Source organism: Streptomyces sp. A1136, assembly GCF_004795055.1.
In the GTDB taxonomy this organism is placed as follows: domain Bacteria; phylum Actinomycetota; class Actinomycetes; order Streptomycetales; family Streptomycetaceae; genus Streptomyces.
This window is the reverse complement of record NZ_SSBJ01000059.1, coordinates 1-20,175: the sequence shown is the minus strand read 5'-3', so window position 1 is coordinate 20,175 and position 20,175 is coordinate 1. Positions and strand designations below refer to the sequence as shown.

Here is a 20,175-nt window from a genome sequence, read left to right as displayed (position 1 = left end):
CCCCCGTGCGAGGATTCGACGCAAGACCGCGATCACGCACGAAGGAGTGCAGGTGCCCGGAGAGAATCTGTCCCGTGACGAGGCCCGCGAACGGGCCGAGCTGCTGTCCGTCGACGGGTACGAGGTGTCCCTCGACCTGAGGTCGGCGGTGGACGAGGCCGAACCGGCCGCGGGCCCGCGGACCTTCCGCTCGGTTACGACGATCCGCTTCCGGGCCGCGAATCCCGCCGCCGCGACGTTCGCCGACCTGATCGCCCCCTCCGTCAACGCGATCACCCTGAACGGGCGGGCGCTGGACCCTGACGCCGTCTTCGACGGCTCGCGGATCGCCCTGGAGGGCCTGGCCGGCGAGAACGTCCTGGTGGTCGACGCGAACTGCGCCTACAGCCGCACCGGCGAGGGCATGCACCGCTTCGTGGACCCGGAGGACGGCGAGGTCTACCTCTACACCCAGTACGAGCCGGCCGACGCCCGGCGGGTGTACGCGAACTTCGAGCAGCCGGACCTGAAGGCGCCCTACCGCTTCGAGGTGACCGCGCCCGAGGGCTGGCAGGTGTGGAGCAACGGGGCGGAGGAGTCCCGGGAGGGGCAGACCCGGCGCTTCGCCGAGACCGCCCCGATCTCGACGTACATCACCTGTGTGGTGGCCGGCCCGTACCACTACGTCACGGACACCTACACGCGCGGGGACCTGACGATCCCGCTCGGCGCGATGTGCCGCAAGGGCCTGGCGAAGCACTTCGACGCGGACGACGTCTTCCTCGTCACGAAGCAGGGCTTCGACCTCTTCCACGAGCTGTTCGACTACCCGTACCCGTTCGGCAAGTACGACCAGGCCTTCGTACCGGAGTACAACCTGGGCGCGATGGAGAACCCGGGGATGGTGACGTTCCGGGAGGAGTACATCTTCCGCGGGAAGGTCACCCGGGCCTCCTACGAGCGGCGCGCGAACGTCATCCTGCACGAGATGGCGCACATGTGGTTCGGCGACCTGGTCACCATGAAGTGGTGGGACGACCTGTGGCTCAAGGAGTCCTTCGCCGACTTCATGGGCTCGTTCGCACTGGTCGAGGCGACCCGGTTCGACCAGGCGTGGGTGACCTTCGCCAACAACCGCAAGGCGTGGGCCTACCGGGCCGACCAACTGCCCTCGACGCACCCGATCACGGCCGACATCCGTGACCTGGAGGCCGCGAAGCTGAACTTCGACGGCATCACCTACGCCAAGGGCGCCGCCGTGCTCAAGCAGCTCGTGGCGTACGTCGGCCGGGAGGCGTTCCTGGAGGGCGCACGGCGCTACTTCAAGGCCCACGCGTACGGGAACACCACCCTGGACGACCTGCTGTCGGCGCTCGGTGAGGTCTCGGGCCGGGACATGGCCGCGTGGTCGCGGGCCTGGCTCCAGACGGCCGGGGTGAACGCGCTGACTCCAGAGGTGACCTACGGCGCGGACGGCCGGATCGCCGGGCTCGCGGTGCTGCAGGAGGGCGACACGCCGCGCCCGCACCGGGTGGCGGTGGGCCTGTACCGGCTGGAGGACGGCGCTCTCGTACGGTACGCGCGGACCGAGGCGGACGTCGCCGGGGAGCGCACGACGGTGGCGGATCTGACCGGGCAGGAGCGGCCCGACCTGATCCTGGTCAACGACGACGACCTCACCTACTGCAAGATCCGCTTCGACGAGGGCTCACTGGCGACGCTGCGCACCCACCTGGGCGACGTACGCGACCCCCTGGCCCGGGCGCTGTGCTGGTCGGCGCTGTGGAACCTGACCCGCGACGCCCTGATGCCGGCCCGCGACTTCGTCTCCCTGGTCCTGGCCCACTCCGGCCGGGAGAGCGACCTCGGCGTGCTCCAGATGTTGCACGCCCAGGCCCTGACGGCCGTCACCCACTACGCGGCGCCCGAGTGGCGCGAGCAGGGCGGCCGGGTGCTGTCGGCGGTCGCGCTCCAAGAACTGCGGTTCTCGGAGCCCGCGTCCGAGCACCAGCTGATCTGGGCCCGGTTCTTCGCGGCGGGCGCCACGACGGAGGGTGATTTCCAGCTGCTGCTGGGGTTGCTCGACGGTTCGGCGCACATCGACGGGCTGGAGGTCGACCAGGAGCTGCGCTGGGACTTCCTGCTGCCGTTGGCCGCGCACGGGGCGGTGGACGAGGGCGCCCTGGCCGCGGAACTGGCGCGTGACGACACGGCGTCGGGCCGCCGCCACCACGTGCGGTGCCTGGCGGCCCGGCCGTCGGCGGCGGTGAAGGACCAGGCGTGGGCGGCGGTGGTGGAGTCGGACGCGCTGTCGAACGCGCTGGTCGAAGCCACGATCGCGGGAATGCAGCAGCCTTCGCAGCGGGCCCTTCTGACGCCTTACACCGAGCGGTACTTCGAGGCGATCGAGCGGGTGTGGGCGCAGCGGTCGATCCAGATCGGGATGGACGTGGTGAAGGGCCTCTACCCGGCCCTCCAGGACTCGCGGGCCACGTTGGACGCCACGGACGCGTGGCTGGCCGCGCACGAGTCGGCCGCGCCGGCGCTCCGGCGGCTGGTGATCGAGTCCCGCGACGACCTGGCCCGCGCGTTGCGCGCGCAGGCCTGTGACGCGGGTGCCACCGCCGGCCACAGCGCCGGATAGCGCCTCGTCCGCCTCCCGCCCGGGCTTGTGGTCCGGGCGGGAGGCGAACGGCGGTATCGGTCTTCGAACGGCCGTACTTTAGTGCGGTCTTGTCCCGATTTGTCGACGGGAATGTAACAAGGGTTAGCGGGCCCCCGCCGTGCGGGAATCTCGGCGACATGAACCACAACGCGCCCCTCCCCCTCACCCACCTCACCGGCAGCCGCCCTCGCGTGCTGACCCTCGCCCAGCTCCGCGAGCACGGCGTCAGCGCCTCCGACGCCGCGGGCCGGCCCTGGCAGCAGATCCTGCCCGGGGTGTTCCTGCTCCACGCCGGCCCCGCGACCAGCGAGGAGCGGCTGCACGCCGCCCTGCTGTACGCCGGGCGCCGCGCCGGCGACGAGGCCATGATCACCGGGCTCGCCGCCCTCGCGCTGTACCGGTTCGGCGCGGTCCCCGCGCTCACGGCGCTCCCGGACATCGACGTACTCGTCGCCAACACCCGCCGGCTTCGGTCGACCGGGGGCGTCCGGATCATCCGTACGCACACCCCGCCCCGACCGACGGAGGTGACCGGCCTGCCCGTCGCCCCCGTGGCCCGCGCCGTCGCCGACGCCGTGGGCCGGCTCTCCGACGCCGGCACCGTACGTCGCGTCCTGAGCGAGGCCGTGCGCGCCGGACACTGCGAACCGGCTGCCCTGGTACGGGAGTTGACTGTGGCCCGGCTGTTGAACCGGCCACACGTGGTCGACGCCGTCGAGTCCCTGCTCGCCGAGGGGCGGGCCATCGCCGAGGACCGGCTGTACCAGCTCGTACGGGGCTACGAGCTGCCCGAGCCGGTCTGGAACGTGGACTTGCGCCTGCCGGGCGGCCCCCACCTCGGCGGGGTGGACGCGTTCTGGCCCGAGCAAGCGGTGGCCGTCGAGATCGACACCCGGGCGCCCCGCCAAGGCGAGGACGAGCAGTGGTCGGAGACCGTCCGCAAGCGGGACGCGCTGGAGCGGCTCGGGGTGACCGTCATCCACATCACCCCGCGCAAGCTCCGCGACTGGCCCGAGCAGCAGGCCGCGGTCGTCCGGACCGCGCTGACGGCGTCGGTCGACCGGGAGCCCGCCGCCTACCTGGTGGTCCTGCCCAGGTGAGGGGCGCCCGGGAGGCCCGGGTTCGCCGGGGAGTACTCCGGGGCGCTCCAGCGCAGCCGCCCCGGATGCAGGCTCTGCACCACCGCCTCCACCCGGAACCGGACCCCGCGGCCCCCGTCGGCACCGAACTCGGTCCGGGCCCGCCCGCTCAGCTGGAGCAGCCCGCCGCCCTCCCAGTCGGGGAAGAGAAGTCCGGCCCGCTCGTCGAGCGCGAGGTTGCCCAGGGTCAGGAACATCGCGTTGCCCGGATAGTCCGGCCAGCGCAGTTCGGTGGGCGAGAGCACCTCCACGAAGCCCGGCATCCCGCCCCGGTGGCTCGCGTCGGCCCCGCCCGCCTCCGCCGTGGTGGCGATGAAGAAGGTGTCGGCGCCGCGCACGGCCCGCTCCTGGTCCGGGGTGAGCGACGCGGAGCGCCGCACGGTTGCGGGACCCTCGGCCACCAGCTCCAGCGGCTGCCGCTTCTGCAGGTACTTCGGGCAGTTGGAGAAGACCTCCTGCGCCGCCACCGCGAAGCCGCCGGGCGTCACGGCGACGGTGCCGTTGAGCCGCATCCGGCGCCGGGTGCGCGGGTCGAGGGCGATGGTGCCGACCCGGGTGCCGGCGGCGGCCAGCGCCCCGGTGAGCGGGTCCCCGTCCGGCAGGCCCCCGCGGACCGCGATCCGGTCCGGCCCGGTGGCGCGGACGAAGCCCGGCGGGCCGGTGAGCAGCGAGGCCCACAGCCGCCCCGCGCCGTCGGCGGCGCCGACGACGAGGTGGGGCTGGAGGGCGAGGAAGGCGGCCGCCACGTCCCGGATGCCGGGTCCGATGGAGCGGCCGACGTGCTCGGCGAGCTCACGGACACCGACCCGCTCCTGGATGGCCAGGGAGCCCTGGTGATACCGGTCCATGACGGCCCTCACTTCCCCGTTCTCTAGAAGAAACCGCAGGTGGGAGCGAATTCGACGGGTGCGGGAGCACCCTCGACGCCGGTCGGTACGGAGATCTCCAGGCGGGTGCCGTCCGGGTCGTGGAAGAAGATGCCGCCCGAGGCCGCGCCCTCGCGGTGGGCGACGACGCCCTCGTAGGCGAAGTCGACGCCCAGACCGCGCAGCCGCTCCTCGTACGCCCGCACCTCCTCGATCGCTCCGGCGGAGAAGGCGAGGTGGTGCAGTCCGGCCGCCCGCGGGGCGTACGGGTCGTCCGCCTGCTGCCAGAGGGTGAGGACGAGCTCCCCGTCCCGGCCCAGGAAGGCGAAGCGGCGCCCGTCCTCCTTGCCCTCGCCGAGCAGGCCGAAGCCCAGGGCGTCGCGGTAGAAGGCGAGCGAGCGCTCCAGGTCGGTGACGTTGAGGCCCACGTGTCCGGTGCGGAGGGCGGCGGTGGTGGTCATGAGGGTTCCCTTCCCCGAGGATGTCCGACGTTCGGATCTAACCTCCTAAATCGAGATTAGAGGTTACAGGACGGGGCGTCAACCGGTCACGTACCCTTGAGGGGTTAGCGGCGCGAGGAGGTGGACATGACGGCAGTACCGACGACGGACCCCCGTCCGCTCACCGGGGAGCCACTCGCCCTCGACCTGGTGAACACGCGCTGGATGCCGCAGGGCGAGCCCGCCGACCTCTTCGCCGGGGCCTTCGGGCTGAGCCGGCTCGAAGGGCTGGGCCTCTGGCTCCAGAGCACGGGCCTGGCCGCCCGCTTCCGCGCCGACAAGTCGACCCTGGTCCACCTGCTGACCGCCCGCGAGGCGCTGGCCCGCGCCGTCTCGGACCCGACCGACGCCGACGCCCGCGAACTGATCGACGCCGTACTGGAGCACGGCCGCATCCGGGCCACGCTCACCGCCGAAGGCCCGGGCGAGCGGGCCGAGTTCGACGACCCGGCCTGGGGGCCGGCGTGGATGGCGGCCCGCGACTACCTGGGCCTGCTGAGGTCCGCGCCGGACCGGATCCGCAAGTGCGCCTCGGAGACGTGCGTGCTGCATTTCCACGACACCTCGCGCAACGGCACCCGGCGCTGGTGCTCGATGGCCGTCTGCGGCAACCGCGCCAAGGCCTCGCGCCACTACGCGCGCACGCGCGAGCGCTGAACGGTCGAAATTTGTCACACCTCGGGTGAGAACAGACCCCGACACTTCCCTGCCACACGGCCTGTAAGTCGATAAATCCACTACCTGACCGGCACAACTCGCCCCGGCTTGCCCCGACATGTTCCCGATGGCGGACACTCCACCCTGGCGGGTGTCCGCCATGTCAGGTCTCGGTCAATGACATGTCTCCCCAAACAGTGGTCGGTTGCGCAAGGCTGACCGGTCATCCGGCACCGAAATCCGGACCGTATCTTTCACTTAGCCAGGGATGCTGATGACCCTCGAATCCCCCAGCTCCATAACCGGGGCAATACCGGCCTCCAGACGCGTCGCCCGCGTCGCGGCGGCCGCAGGCCTGGTGGCCGCGCTCTGCGCGTCCGGGGCGATGCCCGTCTTCGCCGCGACGGGAGCCACTGACCCCGGCGCCCCGACGGCGGTCAAGTCCGCGGACCAGAAGCTCGGTTCGTCCGACGCGGAGCTGCTCCGGGACGCCAAGGCCAAGGGTGACGCGACCGTCACCGTCATGGTGGCCACCGCGCCCGGTCAGACCAAGCAGGTCGCCGACCAGCTGGGCGCCGTCCAGGGCGCTTCGGTGGGCCAGACGAACGACAAGCTCGGCTACGTGCGCGCCACGATCCCCACCGGCAAGGCCGAGGCCGCGCTGAAGGAAGCCGGCAAGCTCTCCTCGGTCCACGCCATGGACCTCAAGCACGAGATCCAGCTGTCGGACCCGAGGCCGGACTCGGGCAAGGACGCCGGCGCGAGCCGGAAGACCGCGGCCGAGACCTACCCCGGCCCCGGCAAGGACACCCCCGCCAAGAACCCGTACAACCCGTCCTTCGAGACGGGCGCGGTGGACTTCGTCGCCAAGAACCCGCAGGCCGACGGCCGCGGCGTGACCATCGGCATCCTGGACTCCGGCGTCGACCTCGGTCACCCGGCGCTCCAGAAGACCACCACCGGCGAGCGCAAGATCGTCGACTGGGTCACCGCGACCGACCCGATCACGGACAACGACGCTACCTGGCGTCCCCAGATCACCCCGGTCTCCGGCACCACCTTCACCGCCGGCGGTCAGAGCTGGAAGGCCCCCGAGGGCTCGTACCAGTTCAGCCGCTTCAGCGAGTCGATCACCGCGACCGGTGACGAGAAGGGCGACGTCAACCGCGACGGGGACACGACCGACAAGTTCGGCATGCTCTACGACCCGGTCGCCGGGACCGTCCGCGTCGACACCGACCAGGACGGCGACTTCACGAACAACGAGCCGATGAAGCCGTACAAGGACGGCTACCAGATCGGGTACTTCGGCACGGACAACCCGGCGACCGACGTCGTCGAGCGCGTCCCGTTCGTGATCCAGATCCGCAAGGACGTCCCGATGGACCCGCTGGGTGGTGACTGGGTCGGCAAGAAGGCCGACTTCGTCAACATCGGCATCATCGAGTCCGAGCACGGCACGCACGTCGCGGGCATCACCGCCGCCAACAGCCTCTTCGGCGGCAAGATGAACGGCGAGGCGCCCGGCGCCAAGATCGTCTCCTCTCGCGCCTGCTCCTGGTCCGGCGGCTGCACCAACGTCGCCCTGACCGAGGGCATGATCGACCTGGTCGCCAACCGCGGCGTGGACATCGTGAACATGTCCATCGGCGGTCTGCCGGCGCTGAACGACGGCAACAACGCGCGCGCCGAGCTCTACAAGAACCTGATCGACACCTACGGCGTCCAGTTGGTCATCTCGGCCGGCAACGAGGGCCCCGGCCTCAACACCATCGGCGACCCCGGCCTCGCGGACAAGGTCATCTCCGTGGGCGCGGCGGTCTCCAAGGAGACCTGGGCCGCCAACTACGGCTCCGGCGTCACCAAGAAGTACGACATGTTCCCCTTCTCCTCGCGCGGTCCGCGTGAGGACGGCGGGTTCACGCCCACCATCACCGCCCCCGGCGCGGCCATCAACACCACGCAGACCTGGCTGCCCGGTTCCCCGGTGAAGGAGGCCGGCTACAGCCTGCCGGCCGGCTACTCCATGCTGCAGGGCACCTCGATGTCCTCGCCGCAGGCGACGGGCGCGAGCGCCCTGCTCCTCTCGGCGGCCAAGCAGCAGCACGTCGCCGTGACCCCGGCGAGCCTGCGCGTGGCGCTCACCAGCACCGCGAAGAAGATCGCCGACGTGCCGGCGCACGCCCAGGGCGCGGGTCTGATCAACGTCCCCGACGCGTGGGAGTCCCTCCAGCGCGGCGCCAAGGCGAACGAGTTCACCGTCAAGGCCCCGGTCGACACCGCGATCGACCAGTTCCTCAAGACCCCGGGCTTCGGCACCGGCCTCTACGACCGCGAGGGCGGTCTCAAGGTCGGCCAGAAGAAGGTGTACGACGTCGTCGTCACCCGCACCACCGGCGTCAAGTACGGCACCCGCCACAACCTGACCTGGCGCAACAACGACGGCACCTTCAAGGTGGTCGGCGGCTACGACTACGTCACCCTGCCGCTGAACAAGCCCGTCACCATCAAGGTCGAGGCCAACGTCAAGTCGGCCGGCGTGCACAGCGGCATCCTGCAGCTGGACGACGAGACCACCGAGGGGATCGACAAGCAGATCCTCGCCACGGTCGTCGCGTCGACCCCGCTGAGCAGCCCCTCGTTCGCGCTGTCGCAGACCTCCTCGGTGCAGCGCAACAGCACCAAGTCGTACTTCGTGACCGTCCCGCAGGGAGCGAAGACCCTTGAGGTCGCCCTCGGCGGTCTCGCGGCGGGCAGCCAGACGCGCTTCATCTCGATCCACCCCTACGGTGTGGGCGTCGAGGACAGCGCCACCACCATGTGCTACCCGAACTACGACAACCCGGCGAACGCCTGCCGCCCCGACCTGCGCTCCTACGCCGACCCGACCCCGGGCGTCTGGGAGATCGAGGTCGAGTCGCGCCGTACGTCGCCGCTGCTCGACAACCCGTACAAGCTGGACGTCTCGGTCCTCGGCGCCTCCTTCGACCCTGCGGTCAAGGTGCTCCCCGAGGTCAAGCAGGGCACCCCGGCGCCCGTCCAGTGGAACATCAAGAACGACGCCGCGGCCATCAGCGGCGGCAAGCTCAAGGGCGGCCCGCTCGGCTCCGCGAAGGTCGCCAAGCCGACCATCGCCGCCGGTGAGACCCAGACCACCGAGGTCACGCTCGGCGAGGGCGTCTCGCGCCTCGACGTCGCGATCGGCAAGGTCTCCGACGCGGCCGCCGACCTCGACCTGGAGGTCTACAAGGACGGCGTCAAGGTCGGCTCCTCCGCCGACGGCGACTCCGAGGAGGCCGTGAGCCTGCTCAACCCGGCCGCCGGCACGTACAGCATCAAGGTGATCGGCTACGCCGTGCCGTCCGGCAGCACCACCTACGACTACCGCGACGTGTACTTCTCGGCCGCCCTGGGCTCCGTCCAGGTCGACGAGGCCGCCGCGGTGAACCTGACCACCGGCGCGAGCGCGCAGGTCTCGGCGAACGTCCTGGTCAACAGCGCGGCCCCCGAGGGCCGGCAGTTCTTCGGCCAGGTCCAGCTGCTGAACGGCCGCGGCACCGCCGCGGGCACCGGCAGCGTGCAGATCGAGAAGGTCCTGCCGTAGTGCGGTAGTCCGCGGTCCCGTGGTCCTGTCGCAGTACGCACGAAACCGGAGGGGCGGCGCTCGGTCGAGCGCCGCCCCTCCGGGCATTCTCCCCGAGCGGCCTCCCCACCGCCTCTGAGCAGGCAAAACGTCGGTGCCCGCCGGCTCCGGCACGCCCATTGGGGACGCACCTCGCGGGTGCGCGCCCGGGACACAGTCCGGTCCTCGGACAATGGATTGGACAAGGCTCGTGGGGTCGAACGCATGATGGCCTTACGCGCGCCCGCGTCGAAGCACACATGAGGGAGTCACCGTGAGGGTCGGAATCGTCGGAGCCACCGGACAGGTCGGCGGAGTCATGCGCGGCATCCTGGCCGAGCGGAAGTTCCCGGTGGACGAGCTGCGGCTGTTCGCCTCGGCCCGTTCGGCCGGTTCGACCCTGGAGTGGGAGGGCCGCGAGATCACCATCGAGGACGCCTCCACAGCCGACTACTCCGGCCTGGACATCGTGCTCTTCTCCGCCGGTGGCGCCACGTCCAAGGCCCTCGCGGAGAAGGTCGCCTCCCAGGGCGCCGTCGTGATCGACAACTCCTCGGCCTGGCGTCGTGACCCGGAGGTCCCGCTGGTCGTCTCCGAGGTGAACCCGCACGCGATCAAGAACCGCCCCAAGGGCATCATCGCCAACCCGAACTGCACCACCATGGCCGCGATGCCCGTCCTGCGCCCGCTGCACGACGAGGCCGGCCTGACCGCGCTGATCGCCACCACCTACCAGGCCGTGTCCGGCTCCGGTCTGGCCGGCGTCGCCGAGCTCAAGGGCCAGGCCTGCGCGGTCTCCGAGGCCGCCGACCAGCTGACCTTCGACGGCGGCGCCGTGGACTTCCCCGAGCCGGCCGTCTACAAGCGCCCCATCGCCTACAACGTGGTCCCGCTCGCCGGATCGATCGTGGACGACGGCTCCTTCGAGACCGACGAGGAGCAGAAGCTCCGCAACGAGTCCCGCAAGATCCTGGAGATCCCCGAGCTGAAGGTCTCCGGCACCTGCGTGCGCGTGCCGGTCTACTCCGGCCACTCGCTCCAGGTCAACGTCCGCTTCGAGCGTCCGCTGAGCGTGGAGCGCGCCTACGAGCTGCTGGGGGACGCCCCGGGCGTCGAGCTCTCCGAGATCCCGACCCCGCTCCAGGCCGCCGGCAAGGACGCCTCGTACGTCGGTCGCATCCGCGTGGACGAGACGGTCGACAACGGCCTGGCGCTGTTCCTCTCGAACGACAACCTGCGCAAGGGCGCCGCGCTGAACGCGGTCCAGATCGCGGAGCTCGTCGCCGAGGAGCTGCGGCAGGGGTGATCCGACCCGGCCCCCACGCGGCGAAGGGGCGGCACCGACGCGGTGCCGCCCCTTCGGCGCGCGGGGAGCGCGGCCCCGGCCCGCGCCTGTTCGCCCGTGCCTTCCTGCGGCGCGGTGGGGCGGGCCGCGTGGAAGGATGGGGCGGCAACGTCACCATCAAAGGAGATGACCGCGTGCCAGGCACGAATCTCACCCGTGAAGAGGCTCAGCAGCGGGCGAAGCTGCTCACCGTCGACTCGTACGAGATCGAACTCGATCTCAGCGGTGCGCAGGAGGGCGGCACCTACAGGTCCGTGACCACCGTGCGCTTCGAGTCGGCCGAGGAGGGCGCCGGCACCTTCATCGACCTCGTCGCGCCGTCCGTGCACGAGGTCGTCCTGAACGGCAAGGCCCTCGACGTGGCCACGGTCTTCCGCGATTCCCGGATCGCGCTGGAGCGGCTGGCGGCGGGCGACAACGAGCTCCGCGTCGTCGCGGACTGCGCGTACACCAACACCGGCGAGGGTCTGCACCGGTTCGTCGACCCCGTGGACCAGCAGGCGTACCTGTACACCCAGTTCGAGGTGCCGGACGCGCGGCGGGTCTTCGCCAGCTTCGAGCAGCCCGACCTGAAGGCCACCTTCCGGTTCACCGTGACGGCCCCCGAGGGCTGGACGGTCATCTCGAACTCCCCACGGCACATGTCGGAAGGGGCGCGGCCCGAGGACGTCGAGGACAACGTCTGGCGCTTCGAGCCGACCCCGCGGATCTCGACGTACATCACGGCGCTGATCGCCGGTCCGTACCACTCGGTGCACAGCTCCTACGAGGGCAAGGACGGCCAGTCCGTCCCGCTCGGCGTCTACTGCCGGCCGTCGCTCGCCGAGTTCCTCGACGCGGACGCGATCTTCGAGGTGACGCGGCAGGGCTTCGACTGGTTCCAGGAGAAGTTCGCGTACGACTACCCCTTCGCCAAGTACGACCAGCTCTTCGTCCCGGAGTTCAACGCGGGCGCGATGGAGAACGCGGGCGCGGTCACCATCCGCGACCAGTACGTCTTCCGCTCCAAGGTGACGGACGCGGCGTACGAGGTGCGCGCGGAGACGATCCTGCACGAACTGGCGCACATGTGGTTCGGCGACCTGGTCACCATGGAGTGGTGGAACGACCTGTGGCTGAACGAGTCGTTCGCCACCTACACCTCGATCGCCTGCCAGGCCTACGCCGAGGGCTCGAAGTGGCCGCACGCCTGGACCACCTTCGCCAACTCGATGAAGACCTGGGCGTACCGGCAGGACCAGCTGCCCTCCACGCACCCGATCATGGCCGACATCCGTGACCTGGACGACGTCCTGGTCAACTTCGACGGGATCACGTACGCCAAGGGCGCCTCGGTGCTCAAGCAGCTCGTCGCCTACGTCGGCATGGACGCCTTCTTCAAGGGCGTGCAGGCGTACTTCAAGGCGCACGCCTTCGGGAACACGCGCCTGTCCGACCTGCTGGGCGCCCTGGAGGAGACCTCGGGCCGCGACCTGACCGCCTGGTCGAAGGCGTGGCTGGAGACGGCCGGCATCAACGTCCTGCGTCCCGAGATCGAGACGGACGCCCAGGGCGTGATCACCGCCTTCGCCGTCCGCCAGGAGGCCCCGGCGCTGCCGGCGGGCGCCAAGGGCGAGCCCGTCCTGCGTCCGCACCGCATCGCGGTCGGCCTGTACGACCTGGTCGACGGCAAGCTGGTGCGCACCGACCGGATCGAGCTGGACATCGACGGCGACCTGACCGCCGTGCCCGAGCTGACCGGCCGCTCCCGTCCGACCGTGGTGCTGCTGAACGACGACGACCTGTCGTACGCCAAGGTCCGCCTGGACGACATCTCGTTGGCGAACGTCACCGCCCACCTGGGCGACTTCACCGAGTCGCTGCCGCGCGCGCTGTGCTGGGCGTCGGCGTGGGACATGACCCGCGACGGCGAGCTGGCGACCCGCGACTACCTCGCCCTCGTCCTGTCGGGCATCGGCAAGGAGTCGGACATCGGCGTCGTGCAGTCGCTGCACCGCCAGGTGAAGCTCGCCGTCGACCTGTACGCCGACCCGGCGTGGCGCGAGCAGGGCCTGGCCACCTGGACCGAGGCGACGCTGGAGCACCTGCGGGCGGCGACGCCGGGCAGCGACCACCAGCTCGCGTGGGCGCGGGCCTTCGCGGCGACGGCCCGGACCGAGGAGCAGCTGGCGTACCTGTCGGCGCTGCTCGACGGCTCGGAGCGGGTCGAGGGCCTGGTCGTGGACACCGAGCTGCGGTGGGCGTTCCTGGAGCGCCTGGTGGCGACGGGCGTGGCCGGCGAGGACGCCATCGCGGCCGAGCTGGAGCGGGACGCCACGGCGGCGGGCGAGCGGCACGCGGCCACCGCCCGGGCGGCGCGCCCGACGGCGGAGGCCAAGGCCGAGGCATGGGCCTCGGTCGTGGCCTCCGGGGACCTGCCGAACGCGGTGCAGGAGGCGGTGATCGGCGGCTTCGTCCAGATGGACCAGCGCGAGCTGCTGGCCCCGTACACCGAGAAGTACTTCGCCGTGGTCAAGGAGGTCTGGGACACCCGGAGCCACGAGATCGCGCAGCAGATCGCCGTGGGGCTGTACCCGTCCCTCCAGGTCTCGCGCGAGACGCTGGACGCGACGGACGCCTGGCTGGCCTCGGCCGAGCCGAACGCGGCTCTGCGCCGGCTGGTCTCCGAGGCGCGCTCGGGTGTCGAGCGTGCGCTCAAGGCCCAGGCCGCGGACGCGTCGGCCGCGTCCTGAGCCCGTGTGCCCCGGCCCGCCCCCGGCGGCCGGGGCACACCCCTGTCCGGGCACGGCCCGCCCCGGACGACACGGCGCCCGGCGTCCCGGTGCCCGGGCGACGGACCCGGCGCCCGGCCGTCACGGTGCCTTCGCGGAGGGGGCGGCGGTGCGCTGGTTCGCCGCGTCCCGGAGGGCCGCCAGGACGGGGGCCAGCGCCGGGGCCGACTCGGCGCCGCTGCGGGTGGCGGCGATGACGTGCCGGGCCGGCCGGTCGTCGGCCAGGACGCGGACGGCGATGCCGGAGGCCCGTTCCGTCACCATGCGCGGTACGAGGGCCACCCCCATGCCCGCCCCGACCATGGCCAGGATCGCGCTCCAGCCGGACGCCGAGTGCGCCTGCTCCGGCACGAACCCGGCGGCCTCGCACGCGGAGCGGGTGATCTCCGACCAGGGGCCGCTGCCGCCGTAGATCCACCGGTCCCCCGACAGGTCGGCCAGCCGCAAGTCCGGGGCGGCGGCGAGGGGATGGTCGGGCGGGAGCGCCACGTCCAGCGGGTCCTCCAGCAGCGTGACCCGGGTGAAGCGGGGGTCGCGGGCGGTCGGGGCGTGGGCCGCGAGGGAGAGGGCGAGGTCGACGGCCCCGGCGGAGAGCAGCTCGTAGGACTCGGCGGCCTCGGTCTCCCGCACCCGTACCTCCACCCCCGGCCGCGTCCGTCGCAGGGCGGCGACGGCGGGTACCACCAGGGCGGGCACGGCGGTGGAGAAGGCGCCGATCCGCACCTCGCCGACCTCCCCGGACAGGTACCCGGCCAGTTCGGCGTCGGCCCGTTCCAGTTGGGCGAAGACGGCCTCGGCATGCCGCAGGACCAGGTGGGCGGCGTCCGTGAGCCGTACCCGCCGGCCCTGGGCCTCCAGCAGCGGCACCCCCAGTTGCCGGCCCAGGTTGGTCAGCTGCTGCGAGACGGCCGAGGGCGTCATGTGCAGGGCCCCGGCCGTCGCGGTCACGGTTCCCCGGTCGGCCAGGGTCCGCAGGATGCGCAGCTTCTTGATGTCCCACTCGGTCATGGGCCCGAACCTACCGGCGGGCACTCCCCAGCCCCACGCCCAGGAGGATCAGCGCCATGCACAACAGCTGCGCCGGGCCGGTCCGCTCGCCCAGCAGCAGCAGGCCGAGGCCGGCGACGCAGACCGGCTGGAGGTAGTAGACGATGCCGGCGCGGGCGGCGCCGATGAGGGAGATGGCCTTGTTCCAGGCGAAGAAGGCGACGGCGGAGGACATCACGCCGACGTAGAGCAGCATGCCGCCGGTGCCGGGGGTGAGCCGGAAGCCGCCCTGGACGGTGACGGAGACGGCGTAGGCGGGCGCCAGCATCAGGGCGCCGAGCACGAAGGTGGTGAGTAGGAAGGCCAGGCCGCCCAGCTCGGCGGGCTTGCGCTTGAGCAGTGCGCTGTAGCTGGCGAAGGAGAGGGCGGCGGCGAACATCCACAGGTCGCCGGCGGTGAAGTCGAAGCCGAGCGAGCCGTCCCCGACCAGGAGCAGTACCCCGAAGGCGGCGAGCAGCATCCCGAGGACGCGGCGGACGCCGAGCCGTTCGCCGCCGAGGCGGGCGTAGAGGGCCATGACGACCGGCGAGGCCGCCATGATCATGCCCATGTTGGAGGCCGATGTGGTCAGGCCGGCCTGGTGCACGAGGGTGTTGTAGAGGGTGACGCCGAAGAGGGTGGCGAGGGCGATGTAGCGCAGGTGGCGCCGGATCAGGGCCCGCTGCCGCCACGCCTGGCGGGCGGCGAGGGGGGCGACGGCGACGGACGCGATGACCCAGCGCCAGAAGACGGCTTGGACGGGCGGCACGGTCTCGGCCATTCCCCGGGTGGCGACGAAGCTGCCGGACCAGACGACCGTCGCGACCAGGGCCAGGAGGACACCGAGTCCGGCGGCGCCCTTCTTCCCCGGCCCGGTGGGCCGCCGGGCGCCGGCGGGCTGCTCGGGGTGCGAAGCGGTCGGTGTGCGGTCCAGGACGGCCACGGGGCGTCTCTCCCTCGGGATTCGGTGGACGGTTCGTGAGGCTACGGTCGCACCGGCCCAGCCGTCAGGTCCATCGAAATGTTTCGATCGGTCTTTTCAGCAGAAGTGAACGGTTCGGGAGCGCCGGCCGTGCGGGTGGCGGCTCGGGCGGCGAACAGCTGGCCAGCCACGGTGGCCCCGAACGCGATCGCCATGCCGACGAGCTGGACCGGGGAGAGCGCCTGCCCGAGGACGGACCAGCCGATGACGGCCGCGGTGAGCGGGGAGAGCGGGCCGAGCAGGGTGACGGAGGTGGCGGAGAGCTTGCCGATGCCGCGGAACCAGAGCCAGTAGGCGGTGCCGGTGTTGATGAGCATCATGTAGCCGTAGCCGAGGAAGGCCTTGCCGTCGAGCGCGGGCGGGGCGCCTTCGACGAGGGCGGCGATCGGGATGATGATCAGTCCGCCGGCGGTGAGCTGCCATCCGGTCATGGCCAGCGGCCCCACGCCGTCCGGGCGGCCCCACCGCTTGGTCATCACGGTGCCCGCGCCCATGGAGGCGGAGGAGACCACACCGGCGATGATGCCGACGAGGTCGAGCCGGGCGGCGGCCGTGAGGACCACCATGCTGACGCCCAACGCGCCGGCGACCGCGGCCAGTACGGTGCGCAGGCTCGCCCGCTCGCCCAGGACCAGGGCGGCGAGCCCGACCACGAACAGGGGGCCGGCGCTGCCGAGGACGGCGGCGACCCCGCCGGGCAGCCGGTAGGCGGCGAGGAAGAGGAGCGGGAAGAAGGCTCCGATGTTGAGGGCCCCCAGGACGGCGGACTTCCACCACCACTCGCCCTTGGGCAGCCGGCGGGACAGGGCGGTGAGCAGCAGCCCGGCCGGCAACGCCCGCATGACGCCGGTGAACAACGGCCGGTCGGGTGGCAGCAGTTCGGTGGCGACGGCGTAGGTGGACCCCCAGGAGACGGGGGCCAGGGCGGTCAGGGCGACGGTGGTGAGGCGGTTCACGGCGACTCCTCGGGACGGTCGGTGATGAGGGGTGGCGGCCCCGCAACCTCATCTAGGTTGCTTGTAAGTAGCTTACCGCTAAGCTACTTCTCGTCAAGCGACTTTTGGTGATCCAACAAGTGGAGGCCGGATACTGTGCTCATGACCGAGGCCAACAAGGACGCCGTCGACGCGATCACCGACCAGTGGTACGCGGTGCGACCCGACCTGGACACCGTCCCGATGGCCGTCTTCGGCCGTATCAACCGCATCGCCCGGGCCGTCAGCGAAGAGATGGAACGGACCTACAACCGCTACGGGGTCTCCCTCGGCGAGTTCGACGTGGTGGCCACGCTCCGCCGCTCCGGAGCCCCCTACACCCTTTCGCCGCGCCAACTCTCGGCCACGCTGATGCTCACCAGCGGCGGCATGACGGGACGGCTGGACAAGCTGGAGAAGGCCGGGCTGCTCTGCCGCAACCCCGACCCGAACGACCGGCGCGGGCTCCAGGTGACGATCACCGAGCGCGGTCTCAAGCTCATCGACGAGGCAGTCGCCGCGGGCCTGGAGGTACAGCGCGCCGCGCTCGCGGGGCTGGACGGCGAGGAAGTGGCGGCGCTCAGCGGGCTGCTGCGCAAGCTCATGGCCGGCGCCCCCTGAGTCCGCCGCCGGCGCCGGGCACGACGGGGCGCCGGGGGTCCTGTGCGCACCGACTCGTGTCGGTGTACGGACCCCCGGCGCCCCGGGAGTTCTATGGGACCGCCCCCGCGGGGGCGGTCGGATCAGTCGACCTCAAGCGGCCCGATCAGACGGTCGGACGCTGCTTGCGCGACTTGTCGGTGACGATCACCAGGCCGGCGATGATCAGGAACAGGGCGATCGGCAGGGCCACGTACAGCCCGATGGTCTCGCCGATGCTCAGGCCCGGGCCCGGGTCGTCGCCGTCGTCGCGGATCGCCGCGAGGGCGGGAGACGTCATCAGCAGCATCATCAGCGTCGTTCCGGCCGTGACGGCGCCGGCGCGCAGAGCGTTCTTCTTGTCCACGGTGCAAACGTAGCGAACACCTAAAGGGGGCGCGCGCCCGGGGGTGCCGTACGGGTGCGCGCGCCCTCCCGCACGGCGCTCAGCAGGGCGTTCGCGCGGGGTGAGGCCATCAACGCCTCCAGGGTCACCGGCCGGCCCGCCGCGTCCGCGACGGGAAGCCGCCAGTTGGGGTACTGGTCCCAGGTGCCCGGCAGGTTCTGCGGCCTGCGGTCCCCCACCGCGTCGGGCAGCCACACGCCCACCAGCCGGGCGGGCGTGCGCAGCAGGAAGGCGTACAGGCCCCGTACGGCGGCCTCCTCGCCCTTCGCCTCCAGACCCAGCCGGTCGAGCACGGCCAGCCACTCCGCGGTGTCGGCGGCGTCCTCGTCCCGCTCCGTGTCCACCGGCCGGGTCAGCAGCCCCAGCCGGTCCCGCAGTTCGACGTGGCTGCCGGCCAGCTTGGCGGCGGTGGGCGGCAGGTCGTGGGTGGTGACCGTGGCCAGGCAGTCCGCCCTCCACTGCGCCGGTTCCAGCGGTTGTCCCCCACCCTGCCAGTCGCGCTCGAACCACAGCACGGACGTACCGAGCACCCCGCGCCGGGCGAGCGCCCGGCGCACGCCGTGCTCGACCGTGCCGAGGTCCTCGCCGATGACCAGGGCCCCGGCCCGGTGGGCCTCCAGCACCAGCACGGCCAGCATCGCCTCCCCGTCGTAGGAGACGTACGTCCCCTCGGCGGGCGGGGTGTCCCGCGGGATCCACCAGAGCCGGAACAGGCCCATCACGTGGTCGATGCGCAGCGCGCCCGCGTACCGGAACACCCCGCGCAGCAGGGCCCGGAAGGGGGCGTAGCCACGGGCGGCGAGCACGTCCGGGCGCCAGGGGGGCAGACCCCAGTCCTGGCCGCGCGCGTTGAAGGCGTCCGGCGGGGCGCCCACCGTGGCCGCCGCGGCGTGCGTGTCCGGCGCGGCCCAGACGTCCGCGCCCTGCGGGTGCACGCCGACGGCCAGGTCGTGCACCAGGCCGACCGTCATGCCGGCGTCCTTGGCCGCGCGCTGGGCGGCGGTCAGCTGAGCGTCGGTCAGCCAGACCAGCCAGCAGTGGAACTCGGCGGCCCGGGCCGTCTCCGGCGCGTCGGCGGCGCCCCGCGGCCAGGTCGCGGGCTCCGTCCCGTACCGCTCGGTCAGCGCGAACCAGGTGGCGTGCCGCTCCAGCTCGGCGCCGCACGCCTCCCGGAACGCGCGGAACGACGCGTCGCGGGCGGGTTCGCGCGCCACCGCGTACAGCAGTTCCAGGGCGGCGCGCTTGAGCGCCCACACCGCGTCCCGGTCGATGAGGGCGCCCTTCTCCAGGACCGCGCGGCGCAGCTCGCCGGCCCGGGCGGCCAGGTCCGCCAACGCCTCCCGGTCGGGGCAGAGGGCGTACTCGGGGACGTCCTCGACGCGCAGGTAGACCGGGTCGGGGAAGCGGCGGGAGGACGGCCGGTAGGGGGAGGGGTCGGTCGGGTTGCCGGGGACGGCCGCGTGCAGCGGGTTGACCTGGAGGAACCCGGCGCCGTGCGTGCGGCCCGCCCAGTCGGCGAGGTCCGCCAGGTCCCGGAGGTCGCCCATGCCCCAAGAGCGTTCGGAGAGCAGGGAGTACAGCTGGACGAGCAGGCCGTGGGTGCGCTCGGGCGCGGCGGGGGCCCGGTCGGGGGCCAGGATCAGGGTCGCGGTGGCGGTGCGGCCGTCGGCGGTCCGGGCCGTCAGGCGGTGTACGCCCGGCGGCAGTCCGGGCCCCCAGGGCAGCTCCCCGCCCTCTTCCAGGGCGACGCGCAGACCGGTGCCGGGCGGCAGGCCGTCCAGCGCTTCCGGGGCCGCGCCCGCCCAACTGACGAGGACGGGCGGCAGCAGCCGGTCCGCCGAGGCCCGCTCCGCCTCCGCCAGCGCGCCCCGCACGGCCTCCGGGTCCCCGGCGGACACCCCCAACCGGTCGAGCACGGCGACGACGGTGGCCTGCGGGACCCGCAGGTCGACGTCCTCGGCGGGCTGGTAGGAGGTGGCGACGCCGTGCAGGGCCGCGAGCCGGTCGAGGTCGTCCATGTGAGTCCCTGTCTGATCGCTGGGTCGGGGTCAGTCGCCCGCGCGGGTGGGCACGGTGGGCTCGCTCGTCAGCGCCGTCTCGTGGGTGAGCGGCGGTTCGCTGGTCAGTGGTGCGTACGCGGCGCAGGCGAGCGGGGGTTCGCAGGTGAGTGGGGTGCCCGGCACGTCCGCCGGGCCGCTCTGGGCACCGAGGTGGCGGAGGGGCGCGCGGGACGTCGAGGCGTGGACGGTGGGGGTGCCGACGGGTCGGGCTTTCATGGAAGCACTCCTTCGCGCGGGTTCGTGGGACCGATGTAACACGCCCGGCGAACACCGCAGCACTACCCCGTGGGGCGCCCGGCATTCCTGGCGTATCCCCGCAAGATCACCCGCATGCGGTGACGCCCGCCCCCGGGGCGGTGGGTCCGGTGACCGCGTACGGGCGGGGGGTGACTCGGCGCGCGGGGTCCGTGCAGCTCAGCGGCGGGAAACCGGTCGCCCCGGCGGCGGTCGCCCGGCGTCGGGCACCGCCGGGGGCCCGACCGGCGACCGCCGCCGGGTTCTACGACCAGTCACACCTCACCCGACACTTCAAACGCGTCGTGGG

General features: G+C 72.3%; 15 protein-coding genes. 7 read left to right on the top strand and 8 right to left on the bottom strand.

Features of this window, described 5'->3' with window-relative positions:
• Window positions 1–52 precede the first annotated feature (52 nt).
• Together pepN (E6R62_RS34320) and E6R62_RS34315 are read left to right on the top strand one after the other, a co-directional pair.
• A complete protein-coding gene (pepN, locus tag E6R62_RS34320; RefSeq protein ID WP_136217404.1) occupies window positions 53–2,623 on the top strand; it encodes an aminopeptidase N in 2,571 nt (856 codons plus the stop codon).
• A gap of 158 nt (window positions 2,624–2,781) precedes the next feature.
• On the top strand, window positions 2,782–3,744 hold the full coding sequence (locus E6R62_RS34315; RefSeq protein ID WP_136217403.1) for a hypothetical protein: 963 nt from the start codon (window positions 2,782–2,784) through the stop codon (window positions 3,742–3,744).
• On the opposite strand, the gene E6R62_RS34310 is transcribed toward E6R62_RS34315, so the two are convergent.
• A complete protein-coding gene (locus tag E6R62_RS34310) occupies window positions 3,720–4,631 on the bottom strand; it encodes a pyridoxamine 5'-phosphate oxidase family protein (RefSeq protein ID WP_136217402.1) in 912 nt (303 codons plus the stop codon). The genes E6R62_RS34315 and E6R62_RS34310 overlap by 25 nt on opposite strands.
• 23 nt (window positions 4,632–4,654) lie before the next feature.
• On the bottom strand, window positions 4,655–5,110 hold the full coding sequence (locus tag E6R62_RS34305; protein WP_136217401.1) for a VOC family protein: 456 nt from the start codon (window positions 5,108–5,110) through the stop codon (window positions 4,655–4,657).
• Between the two features lie 126 nt (window positions 5,111–5,236).
• Between E6R62_RS34305 and E6R62_RS34300 the strand changes: the two genes are divergently transcribed.
• The 4 genes from E6R62_RS34300 (at window position 5,237) to pepN (E6R62_RS34285) (ending at window position 13,505) form a co-directional block, all read left to right on the top strand.
• On the top strand, window positions 5,237–5,806 hold the full coding sequence (locus E6R62_RS34300; protein WP_136217400.1) for a CGNR zinc finger domain-containing protein: 570 nt from the start codon (window positions 5,237–5,239) through the stop codon (window positions 5,804–5,806).
• 274 nt (window positions 5,807–6,080) lie between these two features.
• On the top strand, window positions 6,081–9,410 hold the full coding sequence (locus tag E6R62_RS34295) for a S8 family serine peptidase (RefSeq protein ID WP_136217399.1): 3,330 nt from the start codon (window positions 6,081–6,083) through the stop codon (window positions 9,408–9,410).
• A 292-nt stretch (window positions 9,411–9,702) separates the two neighbouring features.
• Window positions 9,703–10,734, top strand: a complete 1,032-nt coding sequence (locus E6R62_RS34290) for an aspartate-semialdehyde dehydrogenase (protein WP_136217398.1) — start codon at window positions 9,703–9,705, stop codon at window positions 10,732–10,734.
• A 173-nt stretch (window positions 10,735–10,907) separates the two neighbouring features.
• Window positions 10,908–13,505 carry an aminopeptidase N gene (gene pepN / locus E6R62_RS34285; protein ID WP_136217397.1) on the top strand — a complete coding sequence of 866 codons (2,598 nt, stop codon included), beginning with the start codon at window positions 10,908–10,910 and terminating at the stop codon, window positions 13,503–13,505.
• Window positions 13,506–13,625: 120 nt separating this feature from the next.
• On the opposite strand, the gene E6R62_RS34280 is transcribed toward pepN (E6R62_RS34285), so the two are convergent.
• From E6R62_RS34280 to E6R62_RS34270, 3 genes are all read right to left on the bottom strand, one after another.
• Window positions 13,626–14,552, bottom strand: a complete 927-nt coding sequence (locus tag E6R62_RS34280) for a LysR family transcriptional regulator (protein WP_136217396.1) — start codon at window positions 14,550–14,552, stop codon at window positions 13,626–13,628.
• 10 nt (window positions 14,553–14,562) lie between these two features.
• The gene (locus E6R62_RS34275; protein ID WP_240802063.1) at window positions 14,563–15,405 is read right to left on the bottom strand and encodes a DMT family transporter; all 843 of its coding nucleotides are present in this window, start codon (window positions 15,403–15,405) and stop codon (window positions 14,563–14,565) included.
• A 149-nt stretch (window positions 15,406–15,554) separates the two neighbouring features.
• Entirely contained in the window at window positions 15,555–16,508 is a 954-nt protein-coding gene (locus E6R62_RS34270) for an EamA family transporter (RefSeq protein ID WP_136217394.1), read from the bottom strand.
• Window positions 16,509–16,649: 141 nt separating this feature from the next.
• Here E6R62_RS34270 and E6R62_RS34265 point away from each other — a divergent pair, with 141 nt between their 5' ends.
• Window positions 16,650–17,147, top strand: coding sequence for a MarR family winged helix-turn-helix transcriptional regulator (locus E6R62_RS34265; protein WP_136217393.1), 498 nt, complete (start codon window positions 16,650–16,652; stop codon window positions 17,145–17,147).
• Window positions 17,148–17,292: 145 nt separating this feature from the next.
• Here E6R62_RS34265 and E6R62_RS34260 read toward each other — a convergent pair whose 3' ends face one another.
• From E6R62_RS34260 to E6R62_RS34250, 3 genes are read right to left on the bottom strand one after another with little or no spacing between them, the layout of a single operon-like run.
• Window positions 17,293–17,532 carry a hypothetical protein gene (locus E6R62_RS34260; RefSeq protein WP_136217392.1) on the bottom strand — a complete coding sequence of 80 codons (240 nt, stop codon included), beginning with the start codon at window positions 17,530–17,532 and terminating at the stop codon, window positions 17,293–17,295.
• A gap of 20 nt (window positions 17,533–17,552) precedes the next feature.
• Entirely contained in the window at window positions 17,553–19,589 is a 2,037-nt protein-coding gene (gene malQ / locus E6R62_RS34255; protein ID WP_136217391.1) for a 4-alpha-glucanotransferase, read from the bottom strand.
• Between the two features lie 30 nt (window positions 19,590–19,619).
• A complete protein-coding gene (locus E6R62_RS34250) occupies window positions 19,620–19,847 on the bottom strand; it encodes a hypothetical protein (protein WP_136217390.1) in 228 nt (75 codons plus the stop codon).
• Window positions 19,848–20,175: the final 328 nt, after the last annotated feature.

Excerpts from the sequence above, each read along its gene's own strand:
- malQ (WP_136217391.1), bottom strand. The coding sequence starts at position 19,589 with ATGGACGACCTCGACCGGCTCGCGGCCCTGCACGGCGTCGCCACCTCC.
- E6R62_RS34300 (WP_136217400.1), top strand. The coding sequence starts at position 5,237 with ATGACGGCAGTACCGACGACGGACCCCCGTCCGCTCACCGGGGAGCCA.
- E6R62_RS34250 (WP_136217390.1), bottom strand. The coding sequence starts at position 19,847 with ATGAAAGCCCGACCCGTCGGCACCCCCACCGTCCACGCCTCGACGTCC.
- E6R62_RS34315 (WP_136217403.1), top strand. The coding sequence starts at position 2,782 with ATGAACCACAACGCGCCCCTCCCCCTCACCCACCTCACCGGCAGCCGC.
- E6R62_RS34305 (WP_136217401.1), bottom strand. The coding sequence starts at position 5,110 with ATGACCACCACCGCCGCCCTCCGCACCGGACACGTGGGCCTCAACGTC.
- E6R62_RS34310 (WP_136217402.1), bottom strand. The coding sequence starts at position 4,631 with ATGGACCGGTATCACCAGGGCTCCCTGGCCATCCAGGAGCGGGTCGGT.
- E6R62_RS34280 (WP_136217396.1), bottom strand. The coding sequence starts at position 14,552 with ATGACCGAGTGGGACATCAAGAAGCTGCGCATCCTGCGGACCCTGGCC.
- E6R62_RS34265 (WP_136217393.1), top strand. The coding sequence starts at position 16,650 with ATGACCGAGGCCAACAAGGACGCCGTCGACGCGATCACCGACCAGTGG.
- E6R62_RS34295 (WP_136217399.1), top strand. The coding sequence starts at position 6,081 with ATGACCCTCGAATCCCCCAGCTCCATAACCGGGGCAATACCGGCCTCC.